15 protein-coding genes and 1 pseudogene are annotated in these 18492 nt (G+C 65.1%); 13 read left to right on the plus strand and 3 right to left on the minus strand.

Annotation, left to right across the window (positions count from 1 at the left end; all coding sequences use genetic code 11):
- Positions 1 to 13 precede the first annotated feature (13 nt).
- Positions 14 to 541: a YhbY family RNA-binding protein gene (locus GQ57_RS11170; protein ID WP_031400997.1), complete on the minus strand. Its 528-nt coding sequence runs from the start codon at positions 539 to 541 to the stop codon at positions 14 to 16.
- Between the two features lie 193 nt (positions 542 to 734).
- On the opposite strand from GQ57_RS11170, the gene GQ57_RS11175 reads away from it, so the two are divergent.
- The 11 genes from GQ57_RS11175 (at position 735) to phoR (ending at position 12949) form a co-directional block, all read left to right on the plus strand.
- Positions 735 to 1397, plus strand: a complete 663-nt coding sequence (locus GQ57_RS11175) for an RlmE family RNA methyltransferase (protein WP_034197903.1) — start codon at positions 735 to 737, stop codon at positions 1395 to 1397.
- A 166-nt stretch (positions 1398 to 1563) separates the two neighbouring features.
- Positions 1564 to 3462: an ATP-dependent zinc metalloprotease FtsH gene (gene ftsH, locus GQ57_RS11180; RefSeq protein ID WP_031400995.1), complete on the plus strand. Its 1899-nt coding sequence runs from the start codon at positions 1564 to 1566 to the stop codon at positions 3460 to 3462.
- Positions 3463 to 3538: 76 nt separating this feature from the next.
- Entirely contained in the window at positions 3539 to 4432 is an 894-nt protein-coding gene (gene folP, locus GQ57_RS11185; protein ID WP_034197904.1) for a dihydropteroate synthase, read from the plus strand.
- Between the two features lie 26 nt (positions 4433 to 4458).
- Complete coding sequence (gene glmM, locus GQ57_RS11190; protein WP_034197905.1) at positions 4459 to 5814, plus strand: phosphoglucosamine mutase; 1356 nt, start codon at positions 4459 to 4461, stop codon at positions 5812 to 5814.
- Positions 5815 to 6246: 432 nt separating this feature from the next.
- Positions 6247 to 7281 carry a phosphate ABC transporter substrate-binding protein PstS gene (pstS, locus tag GQ57_RS11195; protein ID WP_034197906.1) on the plus strand — a complete coding sequence of 345 codons (1035 nt, stop codon included), beginning with the start codon at positions 6247 to 6249 and terminating at the stop codon, positions 7279 to 7281.
- 94 nt (positions 7282 to 7375) lie between these two features.
- A complete protein-coding gene (gene pstC, locus GQ57_RS11200; protein ID WP_031400991.1) occupies positions 7376 to 8362 on the plus strand; it encodes a phosphate ABC transporter permease PstC in 987 nt (328 codons plus the stop codon).
- The gene (gene pstA, locus GQ57_RS11205) at positions 8359 to 9252 is read left to right on the plus strand and encodes a phosphate ABC transporter permease PstA (protein WP_034197907.1); all 894 of its coding nucleotides are present in this window, start codon (positions 8359 to 8361) and stop codon (positions 9250 to 9252) included. Before pstC ends, pstA begins: the two co-directional genes overlap by 4 nt.
- Before the next feature lie 15 nt (positions 9253 to 9267).
- The gene (gene pstB, locus GQ57_RS11210) at positions 9268 to 10116 is read left to right on the plus strand and encodes a phosphate ABC transporter ATP-binding protein PstB (protein ID WP_031400989.1); all 849 of its coding nucleotides are present in this window, start codon (positions 9268 to 9270) and stop codon (positions 10114 to 10116) included.
- Positions 10117 to 10134: 18 nt separating this feature from the next.
- Complete coding sequence (gene phoU / locus GQ57_RS11215) at positions 10135 to 10839, plus strand: phosphate signaling complex protein PhoU (protein WP_034197908.1); 705 nt, start codon at positions 10135 to 10137, stop codon at positions 10837 to 10839.
- A 31-nt stretch (positions 10840 to 10870) separates the two neighbouring features.
- The gene (phoB, locus tag GQ57_RS11220) at positions 10871 to 11572 is read left to right on the plus strand and encodes a phosphate regulon transcriptional regulator PhoB (protein ID WP_006750313.1); all 702 of its coding nucleotides are present in this window, start codon (positions 10871 to 10873) and stop codon (positions 11570 to 11572) included.
- 57 nt (positions 11573 to 11629) lie between these two features.
- Positions 11630 to 12949: a phosphate regulon sensor histidine kinase PhoR gene (phoR, locus tag GQ57_RS11225; RefSeq protein ID WP_031400988.1), complete on the plus strand. Its 1320-nt coding sequence runs from the start codon at positions 11630 to 11632 to the stop codon at positions 12947 to 12949.
- A gap of 156 nt (positions 12950 to 13105) precedes the next feature.
- Here the strand turns inward: phoR and ppk1 are convergent, their stop codons facing one another.
- Positions 13106 to 15169: a polyphosphate kinase 1 gene (gene ppk1 / locus GQ57_RS11230; protein ID WP_034197909.1), complete on the minus strand. Its 2064-nt coding sequence runs from the start codon at positions 15167 to 15169 to the stop codon at positions 13106 to 13108.
- 278 nt (positions 15170 to 15447) lie between these two features.
- Between ppk1 and ppx the strand changes: the two genes are divergently transcribed.
- Positions 15448 to 16962, plus strand: coding sequence for an exopolyphosphatase (gene ppx / locus GQ57_RS11235; RefSeq protein WP_031400986.1), 1515 nt, complete (start codon positions 15448 to 15450; stop codon positions 16960 to 16962).
- Positions 16963 to 17035: 73 nt separating this feature from the next.
- On the opposite strand, the gene GQ57_RS11240 is transcribed toward ppx, so the two are convergent.
- On the minus strand, positions 17036 to 17470 hold the full coding sequence (locus GQ57_RS11240) for a hypothetical protein (RefSeq protein ID WP_034197915.1): 435 nt from the start codon (positions 17468 to 17470) through the stop codon (positions 17036 to 17038).
- 741 nt (positions 17471 to 18211) lie between these two features.
- Between GQ57_RS11240 and GQ57_RS11245 the strand changes: the two are divergent.
- A pseudogene (locus GQ57_RS11245) lies at positions 18212 to 18492 on the plus strand (transposase); the annotation flags it as partial.

The following is an 18492-nucleotide window of genomic DNA, read 5'->3' on the forward strand; positions in this document are numbered from 1 at the left end:
CGCGGGGCGGGGCTTACTTGTCCTGGAACGGACGCTTCGTGCTGGCCTGGCGCTTCTTGGCCCGCTTCACGGTGCCGCCGGCCGTTACGCGCTCGTTGCCGCGCACGACGACCTTCGTCGGCTTCGGGCGGCGCACGGGGCTCGCGTTCGGCGAAACCTTGACGACCTTGACGGTGCGCGGTGCGCGGCCTTTCCGGTCGTCGGCGGCTTCGGCCGCGCTCGGCAGCGTGCCGGCACGACGGCCGCGCGCCGGGGCCGCCGCGGCGGCTTCGGGCTTCCAGATCACCAGCAGCTTGCCGATGTGCTGGATCGGCGCCGCGCTCAGGCGGTCGCAGATCTCGTCGTAAATCGCGATGCGTTCGTCGCGTTCGTCGCCGAACACGCGGATCTTGATCAGCTGGTGCGCGTTCAGGTGCACCTTGATCTCCTTCAGCACGGCGTCGGTCAGCCCTTCGGCGCCGATCAGCACGACGGGCTTGAGCGCATGGGCCTGGGAGCGCAGCGCGGAGCGCTCGGCGGGGGTAAGCGAAAGGGCGGGCATGGAAATGTCGAAATCTAAATAAGGGCGCGCTGACTGAATAGCGATCGCGGAACGTTACCGCGTCAGCCGTGCGCCGAAACCACGTAAAATCGCGGCATGGGCCTGAAAAGGGGCCGCAGCCGCGCGAAGAAGACGCGTATTATCCGCTAAAAGCGCGGCTTCACGAAGCAAATGGCAGCAATCTCTCTCTCGAATGGCAAAAAATCGCTTTAACCAGCACTGGCTGCACGACCACATCAACGACCCGTACGTCAAAATGGCGCAGCGGGAGGGCTATCGCGCGCGCGCCGCGTACAAGCTGAAGGAAATCGACGAGCAGGACAAGCTGATCCGTCCGGGCCAGGTGATCGTCGATCTCGGTTCGGCGCCGGGCAGCTGGAGCCAGTATGCGCGCAACAAGCTTGCGCAGGGCAGGAAGCGCGACGCGGAACGCGAAGGCGGCATCGACGGCACGATCGTGGCGCTCGATATCCTGCCGATGGAGCCGATCGCCGATGTCCACTTTCTCCAGGGCGACTTCCGCGAGGACGAGGTGCTCCGTCAGCTCGAGGATTTGCTCGAAGGTCGCGCGGTGGACCTTGTTATTTCCGACATGGCCCCCAACCTCTCTGGCGTGGCCATGGCGGACGCGGCGCGCATCGAGCACATCTGCGATCTGGCGCTCGAATTCGCGCAGAACCATCTGAAGCCGGAAGGTGCGCTGCTCGTGAAGTGTTTTCACGGCAGCGGCTACAGCCAGATCGTCGAGAAATTCAAACAGCAGTTTAAGATCGTCGCGCCGCGCAAGCCGAAGGCGTCCCGCGACAAATCGTCCGAAACGTTCATTTTGGGTCGGCATCTGAAACGTCCGCGCTGATGCGCGGCGGGGTGCCGCAAACGGGCTCCGGCCCTTGCCAGACAAGCGAAGCGCTATCGCGGCGGTTGTCAATGCTTATGGCGAGGGTGGTCGGACTGGATTAGAATGACCGAGGGGCGCCGCAAGGAAAATGTAGGCGCTCGTCTACGAGTGAAGGAGTGGTGCTTTGAACAACAACATGTTTTCGAAGGCAGCAGTGTGGCTGGTGATCGCACTGGTGCTGTTTACCGTGTTCAAGCAGTTCGACAAGCCCCGCGTCCAGGAAGGCGTGTCCTATTCGCAGTTCATGGACGACGCCAAGAACGGCAAGGTCAAGAACGTCATCGTTCAGGGGCGTAACCTCACCGTCACTCCGGCTGATGGCCAGAAATACCAGATCGTGTCGCCCGGCGACATCTGGATGGTTGGCGATCTGATGAAGTACGGCGTGCAGGTCAGCGGCAAGGCCGACGACGAGCCGAACGCGCTGATGTCCGCGCTGTACTACCTCGGGCCGACGATCCTGATCATCGTGTTCTGGTTCTACATGATGCGGCAGATGCAGGGGGGCGGCAAAGGCGGTGCGTTCTCGTTCGGCAAATCGCGTGCGCGGCTGATCGACGAGAACAACAACGCGGTGAACTTCTCCGACGTCGCGGGCTGCGACGAAGCGAAGGAAGAAGTGTCCGAGCTCGTCGACTTCCTGCGCGATCCGCAGAAATTCCAGAAGCTCGGCGGCCGCATTCCGCGCGGCGTGCTGCTCGTCGGCCCTCCGGGTACCGGCAAGACGCTGCTGGCCCGCGCGATCGCGGGTGAAGCGAAGGTGCCGTTCTTCAGCATCTCGGGTTCCGACTTCGTCGAAATGTTCGTCGGCGTCGGCGCGGCCCGCGTGCGCGACATGTTCGAGCAGGCGAAGAAGCATGCGCCTTGCATCGTGTTCATCGACGAAATCGACGCGGTCGGCCGTCATCGCGGCGCCGGCATGGGCGGCGGCAACGACGAACGCGAACAGACGCTGAACCAGATGCTCGTCGAGATGGACGGCTTCGAGGCGAACTCCGGCGTGATCGTGATCGCCGCGACCAACCGTTCCGACGTGCTCGACAAGGCGCTGCTGCGTCCGGGCCGTTTCGACCGCCAGGTCTACGTCGGCCTGCCGGACATCCGCGGCCGCGAACAGATCATGCGCGTGCACCTGCGCAAGGTGCCGATCGCGAACGACGTCGATGCGGCAGTCATCGCGCGCGGCACGCCGGGTTTCTCCGGCGCCGATCTCGCGAACCTCGTGAACGAGGCCGCGCTGTTCGCCGCCCGTCGTGGCAAGCGCATCGTCGAGATGCAGGATTTCGAGGACGCGAAGGACAAGATCTTCATGGGTCCGGAGCGCAAGTCGGCCGTGATCCGCGAGGAAGCGAAGCGCGCAACCGCTTACCACGAGTCGGGCCACGCGGTGATCGCGAAGCTGCTGCCGAAGGCCGACCCGGTGCACAAGGTCACGATCATCCCGCGCGGCCGTGCGCTGGGTGTCACGTGGCAGTTGCCGGAGCATGACAACGAAACGTACTCGAAGGACTACCTGATGGACCGCCTCGCGATCCTGTTCGGTGGCCGGGTGGCGGAAGAGTTGTTCATGAACCTCGTCAGCACCGGCGCGTCGGACGACTTCAACAAGGCGACCCAGACGGCGCGCGCGATGGTGGCACGCTTCGGCATGACCGATGCGCTCGGGCCGATGGTCTACGTCGACGACGAGAACGATGCGTCGCCGTTCGGCCGGGGTTTCACGCGCACGATTTCGGAAGCGACGCAGCAGAAGGTCGACGCGGAAATCCGCCGCGTGCTCGACGAGCAGTACAGCCTCGCACGCCGCCTGCTCGACGAGAACCGCGACAAGGTCGAAGCGATGACCGCCGCGCTGATGGAGTGGGAGACGATCGATGCCGATCAGATCAACGACATCATGGACGGCCGTCCGCCGCGCTCGCCGAAGAGCGCGCCGGCTGTCGGCGGCGATTCGTCGGGCGGCGGCAGCAGCGCCGAGGTGAAGCCCGGCAACGCACCGGCGCCTGCCTCGCCGGCGGCGTAATCTCCGTTTCAGCGCCGTTCACGGGCTGGTGTGGCTTCACACCGGCCCGTTTTGCATTCATCCACGCCCGTTCCTCGTGTCCGATTCCGCTGTCTTCCCGCTTATTCCCGCGCCACTCCAGTGCGGCCGTTTCGAACTGACGTTCGAGCGCCCGCTCGTGATGGGCATCCTCAACGCCACGCCCGATTCGTTTTCCGACGGCGGCCGCTTCCTGGCGCGCGACGACGCGCTGCGCCAGGCCGAGCGGATGATCGCCGAAGGCGTTGACCTCCTCGATATCGGCGGTGAGTCGACGCGGCCCGGTGCGCCGCCCGTGCCGCTCGACGAGGAACTCGCGCGGGTGATTCCGCTTGTCGAGGCGCTGCGGCCGCTGAACGTGCCGCTGTCGATCGACACCTACAAGCCGGCCGTGATGCGCGCGGCGCTTGCCGCCGGCGCGGACCTGATCAACGACATCTGGGGGTTCCGCCAGCCGGGCGCGATCGACGCGGTGCGCGAGGGCCGCTGCGGGCTGTGCGCGATGCACATGCTCGGCGAGCCGCAGACGATGCAGGTCGGCGAACCCGACTACGACGACGTCGTGACCGACGTGCGCGATTTTCTCGCCGCGCGCGCCCAGGCGTTGCGCGACGCAGGCATTGCGTCGGAGCGGATTTGCGTCGATCCCGGCTTCGGGTTCGGCAAGGCCGTCGTCGACGACAACTACGCGCTGCTGGCCGCGTTGCCGGACACGGCGCCGGCGCGGCCCGACGGGCGGGCCTATCCGATCCTCGCGGGCATGTCGCGCAAGTCGATGCTCGGCGCGGTGATCGGCGGCAAGCCGCCGATGGAGCGTGTCGCGGCGAGTGTGGCGGCGGCAGTGTGCGCGGTCGGGCGCGGGGCGGCGATCGTGCGCGTGCACGATGTCGCGGCGACGGTCGACGCGCTGAAGATCTGGAATGCCGTGCGCGAAGCCGCGCGGCAACGATAAGTCAGAAGACGAAGGAGGAAGAACCCATGGGACGTCGATATTTCGGCACGGACGGCATTCGCGGTACGGTGGGCGAAGCGCCCATCACGCCCGATTTCGTGTTGCGCCTCGGTTACGCGGCCGGCAAGGTGCTGGCCGGTTCGGCCGACGGCGCGGCAGGCTCGCGTCCGACCGTGCTGATCGGCAAGGACACCCGTGTGTCGGGCTACATGCTCGAAGCCGCGCTCGAGGCCGGGTTCTCGGCGGCCGGCGTCGACGTGATGCTGGCCGGCCCGATGCCGACGCCGGGCGTCGCGTACCTGACGCGCGCGCTGCGCCTGTCGGCCGGCGTCGTGATCAGCGCGTCGCACAACCCGTACCACGACAACGGGATCAAGTTTTTTTCCGCTGACGGCAACAAGCTGCCCGACGACACCGAGGCCGCGATCGAAGCGTGGCTCGACAAGCCGCTCGAATGCGCGCCGTCCGACGGCCTCGGCAAGGCGCGCCGCCTCGACGACGCGGCCGGCCGCTACATCGAGTTCTGCAAGAGCACGTTCCCGGCCGCGTTCGACCTGCGCGGGATGAAGCTCGTGATCGACTGCGCGCACGGTGCCGCATACCAGATCGCGCCGCACGTGTTCCACGAGCTCGGCGCGGACGTGATCCCGATCGGCGTCGCGCCGAACGGCTTCAACATCAACGACGGCGTCGGCGCGACCGCGCCGGACGCACTGGTGCGCGCGGTGCGGGCGAATCATGCCGATCTCGGCATTGCGCTCGACGGCGATGCTGACCGCCTGCAGGTCGTCGATTCGACCGGCCGCCTTTATAACGGCGACGAGTTGCTCTACGTGCTCGTGAAGGACCGGATCGCGACCGACGGCAAGGTCGAGGGCGCGGTCGGCACGCTGATGACGAACCTCGCCGTCGAAGTCGCGCTGCAGCGCGAGGGCGTGCAATTCGTCCGCGCGGCGGTCGGCGACCGCTACGTGCTTGAACAGCTGCGCGAGCACGGCTGGCAGCTCGGCGCGGAAGGCTCCGGCCATATCCTGTCGCTCGACCGCCATTCGACCGGCGACGGTATCGTGTCGGCGCTGCTCGTGCTGGCCGCGCTGAAGCGCAGCGGCCAAACGCTCGCGCAGATGCTCGACGGCGTCACGCTGTTCCCGCAGAAGCTCATCAATGTGCGGATGAAGCCGGGCGCCGACTGGAAGGGCAGCGCGGCGATCCGCGCCGCGATCGCCGCGGCGGAAGCGGCGCTCGCCGGCAGCGGCCGCGTGCTGATCCGCGCATCGGGCACCGAGCCCGTGCTGCGCGTGATGGTCGAGGCGCAGCAGGCGGCCGACGCGGTGCGCCACGCAGAGACGATCGCCGACGTGGTGCGCGCGGCGACGACCTGATGCAGGATGCCGGCGCGGGGCGGCCCTGACGCCCCCGCGCCGGCCCGCCGGCCATTCCTTACGCGGCGCCTTCGGGGCGCCGCTGTTTCGTCAGACGCAAAGGTTTGCGACAGCGGGAAAGCGTCGTTCCGCGTACGCATTCATCAGACCGAGGCAAACGCCACCGGCCCCGAATATCGAACCCGTTGCCGGCGGGCGTTTTTCCGGCCGGCCGATGCCGCGGCACGCCGCGCCGGCGCCCCGCGGCGGAGGTTCTTCGCATCCGTCCGGGCAGGCATTTCGGGCCTGCCGTCGCCGCTTCGGCGCGCCCGCTGTTTCCTTTCAAGCAGTCATGTTACTGTCACGCCAGTTTCATCGATTGTCACATTACCGTCATGAGGAGCCCCTAACCTTCGCGGTGCCGTAGTCATCCGCTCACACACTGGAGGTCTCATGAAATTGATGCAAACCGCGATTGCCGGCCTGGCTGGCGCGCTTTTCGCCGTAGCTGCGCACGCTTCCGACATCACGGGTGCTGGCAGCACGTTCGCGATGCCGATCTATACGAAGTGGGCTGCCGATTACCAGCAGTCCGGCGGCGCGAAGGTCAACTACCAGGGCATCGGCTCGTCGGGCGGCCTGAAGCAGATCGTCGCGAAGACGGTCGACTTTGCCGGTTCGGACGCCCCGCTGAAGGATGACGAGCTCGCGAAGGAAGGCCTGTTCCAGTTCCCGACGGTGGTCGGCGGCGTGGTGCCGGTCGTCAACGTGCCGGGCGTGAAGGCTGGCGAACTGACGCTGTCGGGCCCGGTGCTCGGCGACATCTACCTCGGCAAGATCAAGAAGTGGAACGATCCGGCGATCGCCGCGCTGAACCCGAAGGTCAAGCTGCCGGATACGGACATCGCCGTGGTCCGCCGCGCCGACGGCTCGGGCACGAGCTTCATCTGGACGAACTACCTGTCGAAGGTCAACGACGAGTGGAAGTCGAAGATCGGCGAAGGCACGACCGTCAACTGGCCGACGGGCACGGGCGGCAAGGGTAACGACGGCGTCGCGGCCTTCGTGCAGCGTCTGCCGGGCGCGATCGGCTACGTCGAATGGGCGTACGCGAAGAAGAACAACATGGTCTACACGGCCCTGAAGAACTCGACGGGCACGGTGGTCGAGCCGAAGACGGAAACGTTCAAGGCCGCTGCTGCCGGCGCGAACTGGTCGAAGTCGTTCTACCAGATCCTGACGAACCAGCCGGGCAAGGAAGCATGGCCGGTCGTCGGCGCGACGTTCGTGCTGCTGCACGCGAAGCAGGACAAGCCGGAGCAGGGCGCGGAAACGCTGAAGTTCTTCAGCTGGGCGTTCAAGAACGGCGAGAAGGCTGCTGACAGCCTGGACTACATCTCGCTGCCGCCGGCAGTCGAAGTGGAAATCCGCAAGCAGTGGAAGACCAAGGTGACGGACGCTTCGGGCAAGTCGGTCGCCGCCGAGTAAGCATTGCAGCGGTTCGCTGCCCGGCCGTGCAGGTCGGGCGGTGTGTGCGGTAAAGCCGGGCGTTACGGCGCCCGGCAATCAAAAGCAGGCACCCATGTCTGATATTTCCTATACGTCCTCACGGTCCGCCGACGTTGCGCAGCAACGCGCGCCGAGCCGCCTCGGGGATGTCGTATTCGGCGGTCTTGCACGGCTTGCCGCCATCGTGACCCTGCTGCTGCTCGGCGGGATCATCGTTTCCCTGATCATCGCGTCGATGCCGACCATCCAGAAGTTCGGCCTCGGCTTCCTGTGGCAATCCGAGTGGGATCCCAACTCGGACATCTACGGCGCGCTCGTGCCGATCTACGGCACGATCGTGACGTCGCTCATCGCGCTCGTCATCGCCGTGCCGGTCAGCTTCGGCATCGCGCTGTTCCTCACCGAGCTGTCGCCCGTCTGGCTGCGCCGCCCGCTCGGCATTGCAATCGAGCTGCTCGCAGCGATTCCGTCGATCGTGTACGGCATGTGGGGCCTGCTCGTGTTCGCGCCGATCTTCGCGGAATATTTCCAGAAGCCGCTCGGCCGCCTGTTCAAGGACGTGTGGATTCTCGGCCCGCTTACCGCCGGGCCGCCGATCGGCATCGGCATCCTCGCGGCGGGCGTGATCCTTGCGATCATGATCATCCCGTACATCGCGTCGGTGATGCGTGACGTGTTCGAAGTCACGCCCGTGCTGCTGAAGGAGTCGGCGTACGGCATCGGCTGCACGACCTGGGAAGTGATGTGGAAGGTCGTGCTGCCCTATACGAAGACCGGCGTGATCGGCGGCGTGATGCTCGGCCTCGGCCGCGCGCTCGGCGAGACGATGGCCGTGACCTTCGTGATCGGCAACACCAACCTGCTCGACAGCGTGTCGCTGTTCGCACCGGGCAACAGCATCACGTCGGCGCTGGCCAACGAATTCGCGGAAGCGCAGCCGGGCCTGCATACGTCCGCGCTGATGGAACTGGGCCTGATCCTGTTCGTGATCACGTTCATCGTGCTGACCATCTCCAAACTGCTGCTGCTTCGTCTCGAGAAGGGAGAGGGCAAGAAATGAGCGAGCCCGTCATGAATTTCCCGGGGCCGGACGGCGCCGTGCTCGACGCGATGCGCAACCGCCTGCAGCGCAAGCGCAAGGCCGTCAACGCGATCGCGCTCGCCGCGGCGCTCGGTGCGATGGCATTCGGCCTGCTGTGGCTCGTGTGGATTCTCTACACGACGATCCACCTCGGCATCGGCGGCTTGTCGCTGCAACTGTTCACCGAATCGACGCCGGCACCGAACACGGAAGGCGGCGGTCTCGCGAACGCGATCGTCGGCAGCTTGCTGCTGTGCGGTTTCGGCACGCTGGTCGGCACGCCGATCGGTATCCTCGCAGGCGTCTATCTCGCCGAATACGGCCAGAAGAACCTGCTGGCGAGCACGATCCGCTTCATCAACGACATCCTGCTGTCCGCGCCGTCGATCGTCATCGGCCTGTTCGTGTACGCGATCGTCGTCGCGAAGTCGGGGCGTTTTTCGGGCTGGGCCGGCGTGATCGCGCTGGCACTGCTGCAGATCCCGATCGTGATCCGCACGACCGAGAACATGCTGAAGCTCGTGCCGAACGCGCTGCGCGAAGCGGCCTTCGCGCTCGGCACGCCGAAGTGGCGGATGGTGCTGAAGATCACGCTGCGTGCTTCGGTGGGCGGCATCATCACCGGCGTGCTGCTTGCGGTCGCGCGGATCGCCGGCGAAACGGCGCCGCTGCTGTTCACCGCCTTGTCGAACCAGTTCTTCTCGTGGGACATGAGCCAGCCGATGGCGAACCTGCCCGTCACGATCTACAAGTTCGCGATGAGCCCGTTCGCCGAATGGCAGTCGCTCGCATGGGCGGGCGTGTTCCTGATTACGCTCGGGGTGCTCGGACTCAACATCCTGGCGCGCTCGATCTTCTCGAAAAAGTAACGGCGGAGCAATCCGATGAATATGGCAGAAAGCCACCTGAATCCCGTCGAGCGCACTGCTGCGCCGGCCGGCACGCAAGACGCGGCGCACGGCCGCCCGCTCGAGCCGCTGAACGCGAAGATCGAGGTCAACAACCTCAACTTCTTCTACAACAAGTTCCATGCGCTGAAGAACATCAACCTGAGCATTCCCGAAGGGAAGGTGACGGCGTTCATCGGCCCGTCGGGCTGCGGCAAGTCGACGCTGCTGCGCACGTTCAACAAGATGTTCGCGCTCTATCCGGAGCAGCGCGCCGAAGGCGAAATCCTGATGGACGGCGAGAACCTGCTGACGACGAAGCGCGACATCTCGCTGCTGCGCGCGCGCATCGGCATGGTGTTCCAGAAGCCGACCCCGTTCCCGATGTCGATCTATGACAATATCGCGTTCGGCGTGAAGATGTTCGAAAAGCTCACGCGCTCGGAAATGGACGACCGCGTCGAGTGGGCGCTCACGAAGGCCGCGCTGTGGAACGAAGTGAAGGACAAGCTGAGCCAGAGCGGCTACGGCCTCTCGGGCGGCCAGCAGCAGCGGCTGTGCATCGCGCGCGGCATCGCGATCCGTCCGGAAGTGCTGCTGCTCGACGAACCGTGCTCGGCGCTCGACCCGATCTCGACGGGCCGCATCGAGGAGCTGATCGCGGAGCTGAAAAGCGACTACACGGTCGTGATCGTCACGCACAACATGCAGCAGGCCGCGCGCTGCTCGGATTTCACGGCCTACATGTACCTGGGCGAGCTGATCGAATTCGGCGAGACCGAAAAGATCTTCATCAAGCCGGTGCGCAAGGAAACGGAAGACTACATCACCGGCCGTTTCGGTTGATGACGGAGAACAACAGCCATGTCGGATAAACATCTGTCGAGCCAGTTCGACGCGGACCTGAATGCCGTGTCGTCGAAAGTGCTGGAAATGGGCGGGCTCGTCGAGTCGCAGATCGTCGGCGCGATGCACGCGCTGAACGATTTCGATCGCGATGCGGCCGAGAAGGTGATCGCCGCAGAGGAAACGCTGAACGCGATGGAAGTCGACATCGACCAGGAGTGCGGCAACATCATCGCGCGGAGGCAGCCTGCCGCGCGTGACCTGCGCCTTTTGATGTCGATTTCGAAAACGATTACGAACCTCGAGCGCGCAGGCGACGAGGCCGAGAAGATCGCGAAGCGCGTGCGCCGTCTGGTCGACGAGCCGGCTGCTCGTACGGTCAACATCGCCGAGATCAAGGTGTCGGGCGAGATGGCCGTGACGATCCTGCGCCGCGCGCTCGACGCGTTCGCGCGTCTCGATACGGTGGCCGCCGCCCAGATCGTCAAGGACGACAAGGAGATCGACCTGGAATTCCGCGCGTTCGTGCGCAAGCTCGTGTCGTACATGCAGGAAGATCCGCGCACGATCTCGGTCGGCCTCGAATACCTGTTCATCGCGAAGGCCATCGAGCGGATCGGCGACCACGCGAAGAACATCGCCGAATTCATCATCTACATCGTGAAGGGCACCGACGTACGGCACCAGCCGCGCGACACGCTCGATCGCGAAGCCAACAGTTAATCGACTCCGTACAGGAAAGAAAGAGGTGCCGATGCCCAGCAACATTCTCGTCGTTGAAGATGAGCCCGCGATTTCCGAACTGATCTCGGTGAATCTCCAGCACGCCGGTCACTGCCCGATCCGGGCGTACAACGCGGAACAGGCGCAGAACCTGATCAGCGACGTGCTGCCCGATCTTGTGCTGCTCGACTGGATGCTGCCGGGCAAGTCCGGCATCGCGTTCGCGCGCGACCTGCGCAACAACGAACGGACCAAGCACATTCCGATCATCATGCTGACCGCTCGCGGCGACGAGCAGGACAAGGTGCTCGGCCTCGAAATCGGCGCGGACGACTACGTGACGAAGCCGTTTTCGCCGAAGGAGCTGATGGCGCGGATCAAGGCCGTGCTGCGCCGCCGCGCGCCGCAGCTGACCGAGGACGTCGTGTCGATCAACGGGCTGCGTCTCGATCCGGCCACGCATCGTGTCGCCGCGCATGGCGACGGCAGCGAGATCAAGCTCGATCTCGGCCCGACCGAGTTCCGCCTGCTGCATTTCTTCATGACGCATCCGGAGCGCGTGCACAGCCGTACGCAACTGCTCGACCAGGTGTGGGGCGACCACGTGTTCGTCGAGGAGCGTACCGTCGACGTGCATATCAAGCGACTGCGCGCAGCCTTGAAACCGGCCGGCTGCGATGCGATGATCGAGACCGTGCGCGGCAGCGGCTACCGGCTCGCCAAGCACGCGTAACGTATTCGTGCATGCCGTGTGCCACGGCATGCCGTTCATTCTTTCGGACGCTGAATCATGAACATCATCTGGGCGCGCTTTCTCGTGTCGCTCGTGCTGCTCGTGCTGATCGGCGTATTGGTCGGCGTGTTCGCCGGCCCGACCGCGGGCCTCGTGTTCGTGGTCGTGATGCTGATCGTGCAGGGCTTTTTCAGCACCTTTCATACGCAGCGTCTGTGGCGGCTGCTCGACGCGCCGGTCTACGGCGAAGTGCCGAGCGCGCCGGGCATCTGGGGCGAGATCTACTATCGGCTGCACAAGCTCGCGAAACAGTGGCATGCGCAGGTGCGGCAGGTCGAGCAGCAGCATTCGCGCTTCATCCAGGCGATCCAGGCGTCGCCGAACGGCGTCGCGATGCTCGACGACCACGATCAGATCGAGTGGTGCAACGCGATCGCCGAAGTCCACTTCGGCCTCGATGCGAAGCGCGACCTGCGCCAGCACATCACGAACCTGGTGCGTCATCCCGATTTCGTCCGCTACCTGAACGCGCAGCATTACGACGAGACGCTCGTGATGCGCGGGATGGGCGATTCGCGGCAGAACGTGCTGGCCGTGCAGGTGTTTCCGTACGGCGAGAACCGCAAGCTTCTGCTCACGCAGGACATCACGGAGCTCGAGCGCACCGATGCGATGCGGCGCGACTTCGTCGCGAACGTGTCGCACGAGCTGAAGACCCCGCTTACCGTGCTGTCGGGCTTCCTCGAGACGATGCGCGAGCTGCCGCTGAACGAGGAGGATCGCGCGCGCTATCTCGACATGATGGACCAGCAGGCGTCGCGGATGCGGCACATCGTCACCGACCTGCTCGTGCTCGCGAAGCTGGAGGGCGAGAGCAAGCCGCCGGCCGATCGCGCGATCGACATGCGCGCCGTGTTCGACCATCTGAAGGAGGACGCGCAGACGCTGTCGAACGGGCATCACGACATCTCGTTCACGATCGACGACACGCTCGGCGTGACCGGTGCGCAGACGGAGCTGTTCAGCGCGTTCGCGAATCTCGTCACGAATGCGATCCGCTATACGCCGGACGGCGGCAAGATCGCCGTGTCGTGGCGGCGCGAGGGCGCCCACGGGGTGTTTTCGGTCACGGACAGCGGCTTCGGCATTCCGGCCGCGGACCTGCCGCGACTGACCGAGCGCTTCTACCGCGTCGACCGCAGCCGCTCGCGCGATACGGGCGGCACGGGGCTCGGGCTCGCGATCGTCAAGCACGTGCTGCAGCGGCACGATGCGCACCTGTACGTGCAGAGCGAGGAAGGGCGCGGCAGCACGTTTACCGCCCGGTTCCCGGGCTCGCGCATCATCGCGATCCGGCCGGCCGCGTACGAGGCATGATCGCGTCATGGCGTCCCGTCGCTCGCCCGGCGAGCGGCGGCATGCCGGTTTGAACGGTCCGAAAGGTCTGAACGGTCGGAAACGAAAAAAGCACAGCCCGCGGGCTGTGCTTTTTTCATGGGCGGTGCGGCGCGCGACTCGCGCCGCGCTGCCGGATCACGAGCAGAACTTCGCGAGCAACCCGAGTTGCGCGTTGCGGATCGTCTTGCCGGCGCGGCGGCGGCGGTAGTGGCCGTCGCTTTGCATCTGCCAGGCCGACTGGTTGTCGCCGAGGCAGACCGACAGGCCTTCGGCGATCACGCGCCGCTTGAGCTTGCGATCGCGGATCGGGAACGCGACTTCGACGCGGCGGAACAGGTTGCGGTCCATCCAGTCGGCGCTCGACAGATAGACGTCTTCCGTGCCGCCCGCGTGGAAATAGTAGATCCGGTGGTGCTCGAGGAACCGCCCGACGATCGAGCGCACCGTGATGTTCTCCGACAGCCCCGGCACGCCGGGTTTCAGCGCGCAGACCCCGCGCACGATCAGGTCGACCTTGACGCCGGCCTGCGACGCCTCGTACAGCGCGGCGATCACCGACGGCTCCAGCAGCGCGTTCATCTTCGCGACGACGCGCGCACGCTTGCCGGCTCGCGCATTGTCGATTTCCTTGCGGATCGATTCGATGATGCGCGGATGCAGCGTGAACGGCGACTGCCACAGCTCGTGCAGCGTGAGTTCGCCGCCGATTCCGGTCAGCTGCTGGAACACGTGATGGACGTCCTCGCAGATCTTCTGGTCGGCCGTCATCAGCCCGAAGTCGGTGTAGAGGCGCGCCGTGCGCGGGTGGTAGTTGCCGGTGCCGAGGTGCACGTAGCGGCGCAGCGACGTCTTGCCGGCCTGCACGACGCGCCGCACGATCAGCATCATCTTCGCGTGGCACTTGTGGCCGACCACGCCGTACACGACGTGCGCGCCGACGGCTTCGAGCTGCGACGCCCAGTTGATGTTGGTTTCCTCGTCGAAGCGCGCGAGCAGCTCGACGACGACGGTCACTTCCTTGCCGTTGCGCGCGGCTTCCATCAGCGCGTCCATCAGCGGCGAATCGGTGCCGGTACGGTAGATCGTCTGCTTGATCGCGACGACGCTCGGATCCTTCGCGGCCTGCTGCAACAGCTCGAGCACCGGCTGGAAGCTCTCGTACGGGTGGTGCAGCAGGATGTCGCCGTGATCGATCGCGTCGAACATCGTCGGCGCGTTCGTGATCGCGGCCGGTGTCGATGCGGTGAACGGCGTGAACTTCAGCTCGGGGCGGTCGACGAGATCGGGAATCTGCATCAGGCGCACGAGATTCACGGATCCGGCGACGCGATAGCAATCCTTCTCGCCGAGCTCGCTTTCCTCGAGCAGGCGCCGCACGATGTGCGGCGGCGTATCGGCCGACACCTCGAGGCGCACCGCGTTGCCGAGGTGGCGCGCGGGCAGTTCGCCCTGCAGCGCGACGCGCAGGTTCGTGATTTCGTCCTCGTCGACGAACAGTTCGCTGTTGCGCGTGATGCGGAACTGGTTGCAGCTTTTCACGACGAGTTGCGGGAAGAGTTCGCCGACGAAGCGCTGCATGAACGAGCTCAGCAGCACGAAGCCGTGCTCGAAGCCCGACAGCGCGTGCGGCATGCGCACGACGCGCGGCAGCGCGCGCGGCGCCTGCACGATGCCCATCACGGCCTGGCGGCCGAAGGCGTCGCGGCCTTCGAGCTCGACGACGAAGTTCAGGCTCTTGTTCAGCACGCGCGGGAACGGATGGGCCGGATCGAGGCCGATCGGCGTCAGCACGGGCAGCAGCTCGTCGAGGAAGTAGCGCCGCGCCCATTCGAGCTGCTCGTCGTTCCACGTATCGCTTGCATGGAAGTAGATGCCTTCCTGCTCGAGCGCGGGCAGCACGGTTTCGTGCAGCATCGTGTACTGTCGATGGACGAGCCGCTGCGCGCGTTCGACGACGAGATCGTAAGCGTGCTGTAACGACATGCCGTCGGGTGTCAGCGCGCCGGGATTGTCGCGGATCTGCTCCTGCAGGCCGGCCATCCGCACTTCGAAGAATTCGTCGAGGTTGCTGCTCGTGATGCAGATGAAGCGCAGGCGTTCGAGCAAAGGGACTTGAGGATCGGCCGCTTGGGCCAGCACGCGCTCGTTGAAACCGAGGATGCCGAGTTCACGATTGAGAAGCGGATAACGGACGGACATCGGCAGAGTAGGGGGTGATTCGGGCGATGATTCGAAAGGACGCTCGGAAACTCTCACGGTACAGTGACGTGCTGATGACAATGGTGTATTTATATCGGGAAATTCTACGCCGTAACCGTTTTGTCTCATAAATGTTTCGACGATATGCAAACGAGCGGCGTGCATGCCCGTGAAGCGTGGCAACGGCAAGCGTTCCACGCTTAAAATGTCGCCTTTGATTGATCGCCCGCGGCGGCCGGCCGGCTGCCGCGGGCGAACGCTCACGGAGCCCCCTTCTGATGGTTACAACCCCCCACTTGCTGGCTGCCGTGGATCTCGGCTCGAACAGCTTCCGGCTGATCGTCGGGCGCGTCGAGGAGACGCCGGCGGGCAGCCAGATCTATCCCGTCGACGCACTGCGCGAGCCGGTCCGGCTGGCCGCGGGCCTGTCGAGCGACAAGATGCTCGACCGTGCGTCGCAGGAGCGTGGCTGGGAGGCGCTGAAGCGGTTCGGCGAGCGCCTGCGCGATTTCCATCCCGATCATGTGCGCGCGGTGGCGACCAACACGCTGCGCGTCGCGAAGAACGCGGGCGAGTTTCTCGGCGAGGCCGAGGCGGCGCTCGGCTTCCCGATCGAAGTGATCGCGGGCCGCGAGGAAGCGCGGCTGATCTACGCGGGCGCCGCGCACTCGGTGCCGGCGAGCGCCGGCAAGCGGCTCGTTGTCGACATCGGCGGCGGCTCGACCGAGTTCATCATCGGCTCGCACTACACGCCGATCGTGATGGAGAGTCTCTATATCGGCTGCGTGAGCCACAGCCGCGCCTTTTTCCCGGCCGGCAACGTCGACGAATACACGATGCGGCAGGCCGAGCTCGCGGCCAAGCGCGAGATCCAGATCATTTCGAGTGAGTACAAGAAGGCCGGATGGGATCAGGCGATCGGCTCGTCCGGCACCGCGCGGGCGCTTGCGGAGCTCGTCGAGGCGAACGGCTTCAACGATCCGGGCGTCACGCACGGCATTTCGCGCGGCGGCCTCGAGCGCCTGAAACGCGCGCTGATCAAGTCGGAGAACGTCAACCGGCTGAAGCTGATCGCGCTGAAGCCCGACCGCGTGCCGGTGCTCGCGGGCGGCCTCGCGATCATGCTTGCGGTGTTCGAGGAACTCGGCGTCGACTATGTCGACACGACCGACGGCGCGCTGCGCCTCGGCGTGCTGTACGACCTGCTCGGGCGGACGCAGCACGAGGACATGCGCGCGGTGACCGTCGAGGGCTTCACGCGTCGCTACGGCGTCGATCGGTCGCAGGCCGAGCGGATCGGCACGCTGGCGGTGCGTTTATACGACGAACTCGAAGAGGCCGACGACGAGGCGCGCGAGGAAGGGCGGATGTTCCTCGGCTGGGCGGCCGCGTTGCACGAGATCGGCCTGTCGATCTCGCACAGCGCGTATCACAAGCATTCGGCCTATATCGCGAGCAACGCGGACATGCCGGGTTTTTCGCGCACCGACCAGGCGCGGCTCGCTGCGCTCGTGCTCGGGCACGCGGGCAAGCTCGGCAAGCTGTCACAGGCGCGCGAGGTCGAGTGGCCGCTGCTGTTCTGCCTGCGGCTCGCGGCGCTGCTGTGCCGGCGCCGGACCGATGCCGGGCTGCCCGACATTTCCGTGTCGCAGATGAAGAAGGGCGGGTATGAAGTGCGCCTGCCGGGCACGTGGGTCGAGCAGAATCCGTTGACCGACTACAGCCTCAGCCAGGAGGCGGCCGAGTGGGAGAAGGTCGGTATCCCGTATCGCGTGGTGTACACCGGCGCGTGACCGGCCGATAGCGGGGGCCGATGGGGTCGGTGCGCCGCGTTCGGGCGGGGCGCGTGACCGCCGCGACGCCCGCTCAGTCGGACGAGCAGACGATCGCGGTCAGGAACGGGAATGCCTGTTTGACGGTCGCGTCGCTGCCGGCCTTGCGCACGGCTTCCTCCACCGCACTCTTCGTGCCCCGCACCACGACGCCGTAGGCCCAGTCGCCGATCGGCGTGCCGTCGCCCGGACGGAAGATCGGGTCGTTCGCCTGGTAGCCGAGCACGACATAGACGCCGAAGCCGTATGCCGTCAGCGAGCGGTTGGTACGGAATGCGTTGACCGAATTCGATTCGACATGCATCGGTTCCGACTGAATGTCGCCGGCTGCAAGCAACGGCGCGACGAACTTGTGGCCGGTGGAATGGCAGTCGAGCGCATCGTCGAGCGTCTTGGCCGATGCGGCGCTGGAAGTTGCAAGCGCGAGCAGCGAGGCGCAGAGGGCGGTTTTGAGAATGTTGTCGTTCATGCGCGGATGCGGGTTGTTCATGCGCATTATCGCGTGTTCCGGGATGGGGCGTGTGCGTGTGCGGGGCCGCGCTGGATGGCGATGCTTTCCGCGATCAAATCGGCTGCATGATTGCGCTGTACGTCTCAATTGAAAGTCCCGGAAGTTATCCGTCGGGCAGGCTCGATTCCGAATATCAAAGCAGGAAGTGCGGCGACAGCCACTATGGATGCATTTGAGGCGCGCGCGGTTGAGTCGTGGTCGGGAGCGTGATCTGTGGCGGGTAAGCCGGTTATCTAAACGCGGAAGGTGACAGCAGCGCCATAATCAAAGCTTGATCATATTGGAAGGTCAGTCGACGCTTCGGCGAGACTTTGTGGAATGCATAAGCTTGTTGAGGCAGGCAATGTAATCGACGAAGAATATCGATTGGCGCTCGTGCCGGAGTTTTCCAATTTCAACTCGGGCAGTTTTGTAGGCCAGGATCATTGATCGCAAAAAAGCGAACGACACAATCATTCAGCAATCACCGATCGCCGGTGACCGAGCGACGGTGGCCCACACAATGATGGCGCAGGCGGCGCGCGAAGCTGGCGGCGGCGTTACCCCAAAAGAAAAAGGGTTACGGCATTTCTGCCGTAACCCCTTGATTCCTTTGGTCGGAGCGATAGGATTCGAACCTACGACCCTCTGATCCGGTAATCCCCCCAAAAGACCGGTGTGATCAGAAGTAGAATTTTCTCGTTGAGGGAGTTCTACAGCATGAAGAAATCGAGATTCACGGACAGCCAGATCATGGACGCGCTCAAGCGCGTGGAATCGGGGCTGTCGGTGCCGGACCTGTGCCGGGAACTGGGCATCAGCACGGCGACGTTCTACAAATGGCGCTCGAAGTACGGTGGCATGGACGTCTCGCTGATCGCGCGGATGAAGGAGTTGGAGGCCGAGAATGCTCGGTTGCGCAAGATGTACGTCGAGGAGAAGATCAAGGCCGAGATCGTGGCGGAGGCGCTCGCAAAAAAAGACTGAGGCCATCTTGCCGG

The organism is Burkholderia sp. MSh2, from assembly GCF_000731655.1.
Lineage (GTDB): Bacteria > Pseudomonadota > Gammaproteobacteria > Burkholderiales > Burkholderiaceae > Burkholderia > Burkholderia paludis.

What these genes read in the sequence shown, in the direction of transcription:
- pstS (WP_034197906.1), top strand. Translation starts at nt 6,247, where the DNA reads ATGAAATTGATGCAAACCGCGATTGCCGGCCTGGCTGGCGCGCTTTTC.
- pstA (WP_034197907.1), top strand. Translation starts at nt 8,359, where the DNA reads ATGAGCGAGCCCGTCATGAATTTCCCGGGGCCGGACGGCGCCGTGCTC.
- ppk1 (WP_034197909.1), bottom strand. Translation starts at nt 15,169, where the DNA reads ATGTCCGTCCGTTATCCGCTTCTCAATCGTGAACTCGGCATCCTCGGT.
- phoU (WP_034197908.1), top strand. Translation starts at nt 10,135, where the DNA reads ATGTCGGATAAACATCTGTCGAGCCAGTTCGACGCGGACCTGAATGCC.
- phoR (WP_031400988.1), top strand. Translation starts at nt 11,630, where the DNA reads ATGAACATCATCTGGGCGCGCTTTCTCGTGTCGCTCGTGCTGCTCGTG.
- glmM (WP_034197905.1), top strand. Translation starts at nt 4,459, where the DNA reads ATGGGACGTCGATATTTCGGCACGGACGGCATTCGCGGTACGGTGGGC.
- ppx (WP_031400986.1), top strand. Translation starts at nt 15,448, where the DNA reads ATGGTTACAACCCCCCACTTGCTGGCTGCCGTGGATCTCGGCTCGAAC.
- GQ57_RS11240 (WP_034197915.1), bottom strand. Translation starts at nt 17,470, where the DNA reads ATGAACGACAACATTCTCAAAACCGCCCTCTGCGCCTCGCTGCTCGCG.
- pstC (WP_031400991.1), top strand. Translation starts at nt 7,376, where the DNA reads ATGTCTGATATTTCCTATACGTCCTCACGGTCCGCCGACGTTGCGCAG.
- phoB (WP_006750313.1), top strand. Translation starts at nt 10,871, where the DNA reads ATGCCCAGCAACATTCTCGTCGTTGAAGATGAGCCCGCGATTTCCGAA.
- pstB (WP_031400989.1), top strand. Translation starts at nt 9,268, where the DNA reads ATGAATATGGCAGAAAGCCACCTGAATCCCGTCGAGCGCACTGCTGCG.
- GQ57_RS11175 (WP_034197903.1), top strand. Translation starts at nt 735, where the DNA reads ATGGCAAAAAATCGCTTTAACCAGCACTGGCTGCACGACCACATCAAC.
- GQ57_RS11170 (WP_031400997.1), bottom strand. Translation starts at nt 541, where the DNA reads ATGCCCGCCCTTTCGCTTACCCCCGCCGAGCGCTCCGCGCTGCGCTCC.